The organism is Ottowia sp., assembly GCF_047601385.1.
Lineage (GTDB): Bacteria > Pseudomonadota > Gammaproteobacteria > Burkholderiales > Burkholderiaceae_C > Ottowia.
Window position 1 is genome coordinate 3,387,868 of record NZ_JASGJP010000001.1, and the last position, 11,169, is coordinate 3,399,036.

Genomic DNA, 11,169 nt, shown 5'->3' on the forward strand with positions numbered 1-11,169 from the left:
TTTCAAGCCAAATCGGGCTCCAGCGCTTGTGCAGAAAGCGCTGGCAGCTATTCAATCGATAGCTTTCCCGGTTCGCCATTCGCACGAATCGTTCGATTCGTCCATAATTTTCCCCGTCAATACGGAGAGAAACCATGCAAACCTTCACCGCCAACGAAGCCAAGACACGTTTCGGCGAGCTGATCGACCGCGTGCAGCGCGAGCCGGTGCGCGTGACCCGGCGCAACCGTGTCGTCGGCGTCATGGTCTCGCCCGACGACTACGCCGCCATGCGCGCCTTCTACGCCGACCGCCTGGCGCACACCCTGCAAGACACCGCCCGCGCCGCCGAGGCCAGCGGCCTGACCGACGCCGAGTTGCGGCGCCTGCTGGCCGATGAGAGCTGAGCGCGCGGTCATCGACACCAATGTGCTCATCAGCGCCGCGCTGTCGGCGCAGGGCGCGCCGGCGCGCATCGTGCACCTCCTGCTGGCGCACAGCCGCATCGTGTTTTCGCAGGAGAGCTTCGGCGAGCTGGAAACGCGCCTGTGGAAGCCCAAGTTCGACAAATACGTCAGCCCTGAACGCCGCCGGCTGCTGCTGCACGATCTGGCTGCCGTGGCCGACTGGGTGGAGCTGCCAGCGCCGCCGAGGCTGGCCTACAGCCGTGACCCGTACGACGATGCTTTCATTCACACCGCGCTGGCCGCGCAAGCGCCTTGGCTCATCAGCGGTGACGGTGACCTGCTCGGCGTGCCGCCCGTCGAGGGCTTGCGCATCCTCACGCCGGCCCAGGCGCTGGCGGCTTGGCTGGGCGGCACCTAGCGATCCGTGGCAGCCAATGGGCGTGGCATCATCCCCATGCATTCAGCATTGAAGGAAAACCGCATGCCTCTCGCCGTCCAGATCGAGCGCCCCGGCGGCATCGACGAAATGAAGCTGGTCGAACTGCCCGTGGGCGAGCCCGGCCCGGGGCAGGTGCGCATCCGCCACCAGGCGATCGGCCTGAACTTCATCGACGTGTACCAGCGCACCGGCCTCTACCAGCTGCCCATGCCGCTGACGCTGGGCATGGAGGGCGCGGGCATCGTCGAGGCGGTGGGCCAGGGCGTGGCGCACCTCAAGCCCGGCGACCGCGCCGCCTACGCCGGCAACCCGCCCGGCAGCTACAGCGAAGCGCGCGTGATGCCGGCGCTGGCGGTGTGCCGGCTGCCCGACGACATCGGCTTCGAGATCGGCGCCGCCATGATGCTCAAGGGCCTGACGGCGCAGTACCTGCTGCGCAAGACGCTGCCCGCGGAGGGCCTCCAGCCCGGCGACCACATCCTGTGGCACGCGGCGGCCGGCGGCGTGGGCCTGATCGCCTGCCAGTGGGCCAGGGCGCTGGGCTACCAGTTGATCGCCACCGCCGGTTCAGAAGAAAAATGTGCTCTGGCGCTCGCCAATGGTGCGGTGGCAGCTATCAATTACAGAGCTGAGGATTTCGTTGAACGGGTGAATACCCTCACCGGAGGGCGCGGCGTGAAGGTGGTCTACGACTCGGTCGGCAAGGACACCTGGGAGGGCTCGCTCAAGTGCCTGCGGCCGTTCGGCCTGATGGCCAGCTTCGGCAACGCCAGCGGCCCGGTGCCGCCGTTCGCCCCGGCCGTGCTGGCGGCCAAGTGCCTGTACGTCACGCGCGCCACCCTGTTCGCCCACATCGCCACGCGCGAGCGCTGCCAGCAGATGGCCGACGAGCTGTTCGCGGTGGTGCAGAGCGGCCAGGTGAAGATCCACATCGACCAGCGCTTTCCGCTGGCCGAGGTGCGCGCCGCGCACGAGGCGCTGGAGGCGCGGCGGACGACGGGCTCGACGATCCTCACGCTGGATTGAATCTGGACACCGCATTCGCGGAAATGAATGGCGCGCCGGACTTGGCGGAAGCCGTCTTTGGCACGTTGACACCCCCGCAGCCAAATATAAGTATTTAGATTGCGCGGCCAAGGCCCCTTTTGGCCCGGCGGGCTGCCGATTCTCCGTGTGCTCCCGGGGGGCAACCTCAAAAAAAGTCACGGCCGCTTGCGTTCGATGCCACCAATGCGCGCACATAGCCTGTAGCATCCTCTTACGAGCAGATTGTTGTCCGCGCCAGTTCATCTCGGCGCATGGATTCTGGGCTTCGGTGGCACTCACCCGGCATGGCCGGGCAAGGGTCAATGCCAGCGAAGCCCATTTTCTGCCTGGGATATTTTTGTGAAAGGGAAGGCATGTACAGCAAAGAAAGCATGAATCAACAAAAAGCGCCCAGGCGCCTGGCGGGACTCGGCATCGCCGCGCTCGTTCTGGGGCTGGCCGGCTGCGCCGGCACCGGCGGCCCGGTCGAGAAATGGCACATGACCGACGGCGCCGCCCCACAGGCCGCGCAGCCCCTGCCCGGGCCCCGGCAGCCCGTGGCCGTGGTCTTCTACCGCGAGGCCGAAGGTGCCCGCGCCAGCCAACCCATCAACGTCTACGTCAACGGGCAATACCAGGCCTCGCTGGTGGGCAACACCTACACCGAGCAGAGCCTCTGCCCCGGCCAACACACCCTGGCCGTGCACTTCAACGACGTCGTGCAGCGCTACCGCACCAAGCTGCAAGGCCAGCCCGCGCGCGTCGACCAAAGGCCCATGCAGTACTTCAAGGTCGCCGAAGGCGCCGACGGCCAGGCCAGCATCGTGCCCATGCCCGCCGACCAGGTCGGCGGCAAGATCGCGGCGCTGCAGCACCGGCAGACGCACACCCTCAGGCGTGTCACCCGCAACGGGTGCGCTGCCTCCTGAGCCTCGGCAAGCCCGGTGCCGCGCCGTACCCGGCGCGTGCCGCCGCCCAGATGAACCCCATACCCGCTGTCACGCACCATGAACATCCAGATCAAGATCAACGACGCCAGCCGGGCCGTCAAGCAGTACCAGGTTGACGCCGGCGCCGGCGCCCAGGGCAAGGCCCTGCACATCGACCTGCGCGGCCAGAAGAACCTCAACGTCGAGCTGATCAACGAGCAGACCAGCTTCGGCCCCGAGAACATCGCCACCAAGCGCATCGGCAACGACCTGCACGTGGCCTTCGAGCAGTCCGACATCGCCACCCCCGACCTCGTCATCGAAGGCTACTACGAAGACCGGTACGACCACGGCGTCATCGGCCGCGCCGAAGACGGCCTGTACTACTACTACGTCCCCGAGAGCGGCCTCGCCGGCGAGGCCATCAGCGGCCTCGGCGAAAACCTGCTGGCCGGCCAGGCCCTGGGAGGCCAGCACTACCCCACCGCCCTGTGGCCCGCGGGCGGCGACATCGGCCTGCTGCCCCTGCTGGGCGGCGCTCTGCTGCTGGGCGGCCTTGCCGGCGGCGGTGGCGGCGACGACGGCAGTGTGCCCGCGCCCGCGCCCGCGCCCGCGCCGACACCCGCGCCCACGCCTGCACCGGAGCCCGCGCCGGCACCTACGCCCGCGCCGGCACCTACGCCGGCACCGGCACCTACGCCGGCACCGGCACCTACGCCGGCACCCGCGCCTGCACCGGAGCCCGAGCCAGGCAATCAGCCGCCCGTGGCCACCAACGACGAGGTGAGCGCCGACGAAGACACGCCGGTCGGCGGCAACGTGCTGGACAACGACACCGACCCCGACGGCAACACCCTGACGGTGACGGGGTTCGTCGTCGGCGGCAGCACCTACAACCCAGGCGACACCGCGAACCTCCCCGAGGGCACGCTCGTCATCAACGCCGACGGCAGCTATACCTTTACCCCGGCAGACGACTGGAATGGCACTGTGCCGCCGGTGACTTACACCATCAGCGATGGCAACGGTGGCACCGATACGGCCATCCTGGTGATCACCGTCAACCCGGTCAACGACCCGCCGGTGGCCGAAGACCCCAACACCGACCCGGAAGACCCCGAGTACCCGGGCCAGAGCTTCGATCCCGACACGCGCGAATACAGCACCAGCACGCCCGAGGACACCCCCGTCCACGGCAAGGTCACCGGCAGCGACCCCGAGGACGACCCGCTCGTCTACACCGTCGAAGACGGCGACGAGCCCCAGCACGGTACGGTGGTGATCGACCCGGACACGGGCGAATACACCTACACGCCCGACGACGACTGGCACGGCGAAGACAGCTTCACCGTGACCATCGACGACGGCAACGGCGGCACCACGACCACCGTCGTCACGGTCACCGTCGGCCCCGAGCAGGACGCGTTCGACGACGAAGAGAGCACCAACTACCAGACGCCGGTGACCATCGACGTGCTGGACAACGACGACTTTGAAGGCGACAACCCGACCATCACGCAGGTCGATGGCCAGGACATCGAAGAGGGCGACACCATCACCCTGACCAACGGTCAGGGCACGGTCGAGCTCGAAGGTGGCCAACTGGTGTTCACGCCGGCCGACGGCTTCCATGGCGAGGCGACCTTCACCTATACCGCCACTTCCGAAACGGGTGTGCCTGAGACCGCCAATGTGACGGTGACGGTGAATCCGACGGTGGCGTCGGTGAGCGCAGCGACGGCCACCGAAGGTGATCCGCTGGTGCACACGGTCACGCTCAGCGGCGCGACCAGCAACGCGACGACGTACACGTTCACGCTGGCCGACGGCACGGCCAGCGCCCCTGGCGACTACACGGCGACGCCGACGTTCAGCAACGGCGTGACCTACGACAGCGGCACCGGCACGATCACGGTGCCGGCCGGGGTGACGAGCTTCACGGTGAGCTACCCGACGGTGGTGGACGCGGTGGCCGACAGCGGCGAAACCACGACGGTGACGGTGGGCGGCACGAGCGGCACAGGCACCATCAACGACCCGGCGGCGCCGACGGTGGCGTCGGTGAGCGCAGCGACGGCCACCGAAGGTGATCCGCTGGTGCACACGGTCACGCTCAGCGGCGCGACCAGCAACGCGACGACGTACACGTTCACGCTGGCCGACGGCACGGCCAGCGCCCCTGGCGACTACACGGCGACGCCGACGTTCAGCAACGGCGTGACCTACGACAGCGGCACCGGCACGATCACGGTGCCGGCCGGGGTGACGAGCTTCACGGTGAGCTACCCGACGGTGGTGGACGCGGTGGCCGACAGCGGCGAAACCACGACGGTGACGGTGGGCGGCACGAGCGGCACAGGCACCATCAACGACCCGGCGGCGCCGACGGTGGCGTCGGTGAGCGCAGCGACGGCCACCGAAGGTGATCCGCTGGTGCACACGGTCACGCTCAGCGGCGCGACCAGCAACGCGACGACGTACACGTTCACGCTGGCCGACGGCACGGCCAGCGCCCCTGGCGACTACACGGCGACGCCGACGTTCAGCAACGGCGTGACCTACGACAGCGGCACCGGCACGATCACGGTGCCGGCCGGGGTGACGAGCTTCACGGTGAGCTACCCGACGGTGGTGGACGCGGTGGCCGACAGCGGCGAAACCACGACGGTGACGGTGGGCGGCACGAGCGGCACAGGCACCATCAACGACCCGGCGGCGCCGACGGTGGCGTCGGTGAGCGCAGCGACGGCCACCGAAGGTGATCCGCTGGTGCACACGGTCACGCTCAGCGGCGCGACCAGCAACGCGACGACGTACACGTTCACGCTGGCCGACGGCACGGCCAGCGCCCCTGGCGACTACACGGCGACGCCGACGTTCAGCAACGGCGTGACCTACGACAGCGGCACCGGCACGATCACGGTGCCGGCCGGGGTGACGAGCTTCACGGTGAGCTACCCGACGGTGGTGGACGCGGTGGCCGACAGCGGCGAAACCACGACGGTGACGGTGGGCGGCACGAGCGGCACAGGCACCATCAACGACCCGGCGGCGCCGACGGTGGCGTCGGTGAGCGCAGCGACGGCCACCGAAGGTGATCCGCTGGTGCACACGGTCACGCTCAGCGGCGCGACCAGCAACGCGACGACGTACACGTTCACGCTGGCCGACGGCACGGCCAGCGCCCCTGGCGACTACACGGCGACGCCGACGTTCAGCAACGGCGTGACCTACGACAGCGGCACCGGCACGATCACGGTGCCGGCCGGGGTGACGAGCTTCACGGTGAGCTACCCGACGGTGGTGGACGCGGTGGCCGACAGCGGCGAAACCACGACGGTGACGGTGGGCGGCACGAGCGGCACAGGCACCATCAACGACCCGGCGGCGCCGACGGTGGCGTCGGTGAGCGCAGCGACGGCCACCGAAGGTGATCCGCTGGTGCACACGGTCACGCTCAGCGGCGCGACCAGCAACGCGACGACGTACACGTTCACGCTGGCCGACGGCACGGCCAGCGCCCCTGGCGACTACACGGCGACGCCGACGTTCAGCAACGGCGTGACCTACGACAGCGGCACCGGCACGATCACGGTGCCGGCCGGGGTGACGAGCTTCACGGTGAGCTACCCGACGGTGGTGGACGCGGTGGCCGACAGCGGCGAAACCACGACGGTGACGGTGGGCGGCACGAGCGGCACAGGCACCATCAACGACCCGGCGGCGCCGACGGTGGCGTCGGTGAGCGCAGCGACGGCCACCGAAGGTGATCCGCTGGTGCACACGGTCACGCTCAGCGGCGCGACCAGCAACGCGACGACGTACACGTTCACGCTGGCCGACGGCACGGCCAGCGCCCCTGGCGACTACACGGCGACGCCGACGTTCAGCAACGGCGTGACCTACGACAGCGGCACCGGCACGATCACGGTGCCGGCCGGGGTGACGAGCTTCACGGTGAGCTACCCGACGGTGGTGGACGCGGTGGCCGACAGCGGCGAAACCACGACGGTGACGGTGGGCGGCACGAGCGGCACAGGCACCATCAACGACCCGGCGGCGCCGACGGTGGCGTCGGTGAGCGCAGCGACGGCCACCGAAGGTGATCCGCTGGTGCACACGGTCACGCTCAGCGGCGCGACCAGCAACGCGACGACGTACACGTTCACGCTGGCCGACGGCACGGCCAGCGCCCCTGGCGACTACACGGCGACGCCGACGTTCAGCAACGGCGTGACCTACGACAGCGGCACCGGCACGATCACGGTGCCGGCCGGGGTGACGAGCTTCACGGTGAGCTACCCGACGGTGGTGGACGCGGTGGCCGACAGCGGCGAAACCACGACGGTGACGGTGGGCGGCACGAGCGGCACAGGCACCATCAACGACCCGGCGGCGCCGACGGTGGCGTCGGTGAGCGCAGCGACGGCCACCGAAGGTGATCCGCTGGTGCACACGGTCACGCTCAGCGGCGCGACCAGCAACGCGACGACGTACACGTTCACGCTGGCCGACGGCACGGCCAGCGCCCCTGGCGACTACACGGCGACGCCGACGTTCAGCAACGGCGTGACCTACGACAGCGGCACCGGCACGATCACGGTGCCGGCCGGGGTGACGAGCTTCACGGTGAGCTACCCGACGGTGGTGGACGCGGTGGCCGACAGCGGCGAAACCACGACGGTGACGGTGGGCGGCACGAGCGGCACAGGCACCATCAACGACCCGATCTTGCAAATCCCCACCATCACCGGCATCACCTCCATTCGCGTTTCCGAGGAGGGTTTGGCGGGGGGGATTGCGGATGCCGTTGGGTCTCCCGACGACACGACGAACGCAGTGACAGCCACGGGCACGATCTCGATCACCGACGCGGACAGCACGGCCGGTCAACTGGCCGTGACGCTGACCGGCCCTTCGGGCATCACCTCCGGCGGGACGGCGGTGACGTGGGCCTGGGATGCCGCCACCAGCACGCTGACCGGCACGGCCGGATCCACCACGGTGATGACGATCGCGGTCGGCAGCGCGACGGGCAGCGGCGGCAGCTATTCGGCCACGTACACCGCCACGCTGCTCGGGCCGGTCGATCACGCCACGAGCGGCGTGGAGGACGTGCTGTCGATGGGCTTCACGGCCACCGTCAGCGACGGCACCAACACCAGCGCCTCGGCCAGCTTCAGCGTCACGGTGGAAGACGATTCGCCGAAGGTGGGCAGCGGCACCGTCGAGGCCGACGTTGCCCAGACCGACACCAACCTGATGGTGATCCTGGATCTTTCCGGCAGCATGGCCAGTGCCTCGGGCGTGGACGGCAAGACGCGGCTCGAACTGGCCAAGGAGGCGCTCAACAGCCTGATCGACGGCTACGACCAGTATGGCGAGGTGCGCGTCCAGGTCGTCACGTTCAGCTCCAGCGCTTCCTACCAGTCCACCTGGCTGACCGCCAGCGAGGCCAAGGCGCTGATCAATGCCCTGTCGTCCGGCGGGACCACCAACTACGACGCCGCCCTGGCGGCCGCAACCGCAGGCTTCGCCGTCAGCGGCAGCCTGGCGGATGCACAGAATGTCTCCTACTTTCTCACCGACGGGGAGCCCAATCCCACGAGCACCGGCGTCGACACCACGGAAGAGGCGACCTGGACGAGCTTCCTGGCGGCCAACGACATCACCTCGTTCGCCCTGGGCATGGGCACGGGCCTGGGCACGAGCGCGCAGGCCAACATCGACCCGATCGCCTACGACGGGGCCACCGGCACCAACACCGCCGGCCTGCTGGTGACCGACATGGGCCAGCTGGATACTGTGCTGCAAAGCACCATCCAGGTTCCGTCCAAGGTGAGCAACCTGCTGACGGGGGATCTGTCGGACGGCAGCACCGGCTTCGGCGCGGACGGCGGCAGCGTGGCGCAGCTCACGCTGGACGGGACGACGTACAGCTACGACTACGACCAACAAACCCTGACGGTGACAGGCACCGACCGCTCCACCTGGGACGCCAGCACGAGCACGGCGACCATCACCACCCTGCAGGGCGGCACGCTGGTGCTCAACTTCGCGACCGGCGCGTACGAATACCAGCCCTCGATCACGCAGAGCAGCTACACCGAGACCTTGAACTACACGGTGATCGACGGCGATGGCGACACGGGGTCGGGCACGCAGACGCTGAACGTCAACTATGTCGGATCGCCGGTCGATGACATCGTGGTGACCGATGCCGCGACGGCGTCGATTCCGGTCAGCGCGCTGCTGGCCAACGACGCGGTGGGCAACCCCAGCACCATCACGCTGAGCAGCGCGAGCGGCGGCACGGTCAGCCAGTCCGGCGGCGTGGTCACCTTCACCTTCAGCGGCAGCGGCAGCACCACCGGGTCGTTCCACTACACCGTGACCAACACCGACGGCAGCACGTCGGACGTGGCCATCGTCAGCCTCACCAGAAACGGCTCCGGCACCAGTTCGATGACGGTGACGGGCACCGTGGCCGCCGAGATTCTGTTGGGCCGCGACGGCACCGCCGACACGATCAGCAGCGGCGGCGGCGCCGACATCATCTACGCCGGCACGGGCAACGACACCATCGCCGGCGCGACGTCGGACGCCAGTCTGATCGACGGCGGCGGCGGTACGGACACGCTGAGGCTCGCCGCCAGCTTCACCAGCGCCAGCGACGCGCAGATCGTCAACGTCGAGGCCGTCACCCTCACCGCGACCGGGCTGACGCTGGACCTGTCGAACCAGACCGAAGGCTTCACGATCACGGGTTCGGGCACGGGTTCGACGGGCGTCAACGTCATCACGGCCGGCTCGGGCGCGGACGCGATCACCGCCAGCACCGGCGACGGCAGCGTGGTCAACGCGGGCGCGGGGGCCGACGTGGTCACGATCGCCGCCGCCGCGCTGACCAACCGCGCCTGGACGATCGACCTGGGCGCCGCCGATGGCGCCGCCGACAAGGTGGTGTTCAGCCACAGCGCCTTGGACCTCGGCAACAACACGGTCGCGACGGTGAGCAACTTCGAGGTGGCGAGCGACAGGCTGTCGGTGTCGGTGGGCAGCACCAACTACACCGACGGCAGCTTCGTGACGGTGGCGGCAGCAACCAACACCAACGTCTCCTCGGGTGTGGAGGTGATCGAAATCCTGAACAGCGGCACGCTCACTCTGACGGATGACAGCAACAGCGGCATCATCGAGTCACTCATCTACGGCGCCATCGGCACCATTGCGAACGGCACCTACACCGTCGTCGTCTATTCGAATACGGGCACGACCGCCGATGCCGGCATCTATACGGTGACGACGTCTGGCGATACCTCTCTCACGCAGAGCAGCCAGCTGGTGGTCGAGCACATCATGACGGTTACCGGCGTGGGCTACGGCAATCTGAGCGCCAGCAACTTCGCCGGCACCGCCGATCCGGTCATTCTGGATCTGGATGGCAACGGCTACAGCTTCGGCACGACCGTGGCGTTCGACATCGACGGAGATGGCCAGGCCGACCAAGTGGCCTGGAACACGTCGAACGACGGCATGCTGGCCTATGACCTGAACGGCAATGGCCTGATCGACAGCGGCAGCGAGCTGTTCACGCCCGATTTCGCGGGCGGCCTGTTCGCCAGCGGGGTGGAGGCATTGGCGTCGCTGGACAGCAATGGCGATGGCCTCATTGATGCGAGCGATGAAGCATTCAGCCAGTTGCTGATCTGGCAGGACAGCAACCAGGATGGCATCAGCCAGGCGAGCGAGCTGAGCCACCTGAGCGACCACGGCATCACCGCCATCAGCACGGCCGCCACCGCGTCCACGCAGGTGATCGACGGGCAGGAGGTGACGGCCGAAGGCGCGGTCCACTATGCCGACGGGCGCACCGGAAGCTATGTCGAGGTTCAGCTCGACAGGCTCGCGGCCGAAAGCACGGGCACGGTTGCATCCCTGGCCCAGCCGAAGGCCGACGACTTCGTGCTGATCTGAGGCAAAGCCCATCCCGCGTTCCTTCTCGTCATCCACGCCGGCGCGGGGATGATGGAAGAGGCGGGATTTATAAGAGGATCGGGGTTCAGACCTTATCCACATTGCGCCGGCAGCTATAAAAAATGCAAAGGGCGGCTGGGCTCAGCCGCCCTTGGTCATGCTGAAGCGGGAAAATCAATGGAATGGACGCCCCCGCCTGATCGGCCATGAAGAGCCAGAGCGGAGGCCGACAACCCCCCCTGTCATCCAGACAGGAGCGTCCACCATGCAAGCTGCCGCGGTTGGCATCGATCTGGCCAGGAACACTTTTCACGTGCACGGCGCCGATCAGGCCGGCCATGTTGTGTGTTCGCCGCGCGTGGAGTGGCTCTACCCGCCGGGAGGCCGATTTCATCGTTGCGCGTATCCCGCA

At 68.2% G+C, this 11,169-nt stretch carries 6 protein-coding genes; 5 read left to right on the forward strand and 1 reads right to left on the reverse strand.

Features of this window, described 5'->3' with window-relative positions; translation table 11 throughout:
* The first annotated feature begins 134 nt into the window (after positions 1–134).
* From QM772_RS16450 to QM772_RS16470, 5 genes are all read left to right on the forward strand, one after another.
* On the forward strand, positions 135–386 hold the full coding sequence (locus QM772_RS16450; RefSeq protein WP_415138348.1) for a type II toxin-antitoxin system prevent-host-death family antitoxin: 252 nt from the start codon (positions 135–137) through the stop codon (positions 384–386).
* On the forward strand, positions 376–804 hold the full coding sequence (locus tag QM772_RS16455; RefSeq protein ID WP_415138350.1) for a putative toxin-antitoxin system toxin component, PIN family: 429 nt from the start codon (positions 376–378) through the stop codon (positions 802–804). Before QM772_RS16450 ends, QM772_RS16455 begins: the two co-directional genes overlap by 11 nt.
* A 63-nt stretch (positions 805–867) precedes the next feature.
* Positions 868–1,851 carry a quinone oxidoreductase family protein gene (locus QM772_RS16460; protein ID WP_415138352.1) on the forward strand — a complete coding sequence of 328 codons (984 nt, stop codon included), beginning with the start codon at positions 868–870 and terminating at the stop codon, positions 1,849–1,851.
* Positions 1,852–2,243: 392 nt separating this feature from the next.
* Entirely contained in the window at positions 2,244–2,780 is a 537-nt protein-coding gene (locus QM772_RS16465; protein ID WP_415138354.1) for a hypothetical protein, read from the forward strand.
* 78 nt (positions 2,781–2,858) lie between these two features.
* Positions 2,859–10,757, forward strand: coding sequence for an Ig-like domain-containing protein (locus QM772_RS16470; RefSeq protein ID WP_415138356.1), 7,899 nt, complete (start codon positions 2,859–2,861; stop codon positions 10,755–10,757).
* Positions 10,758–10,842: 85 nt separating this feature from the next.
* On the opposite strand, the gene QM772_RS16475 is transcribed toward QM772_RS16470, so the two are convergent.
* Positions 10,843–11,097, reverse strand: a complete 255-nt coding sequence (locus tag QM772_RS16475) for a hypothetical protein (RefSeq protein WP_415138358.1) — start codon at positions 11,095–11,097, stop codon at positions 10,843–10,845.
* Positions 11,098–11,169 lie beyond the last annotated feature (72 nt).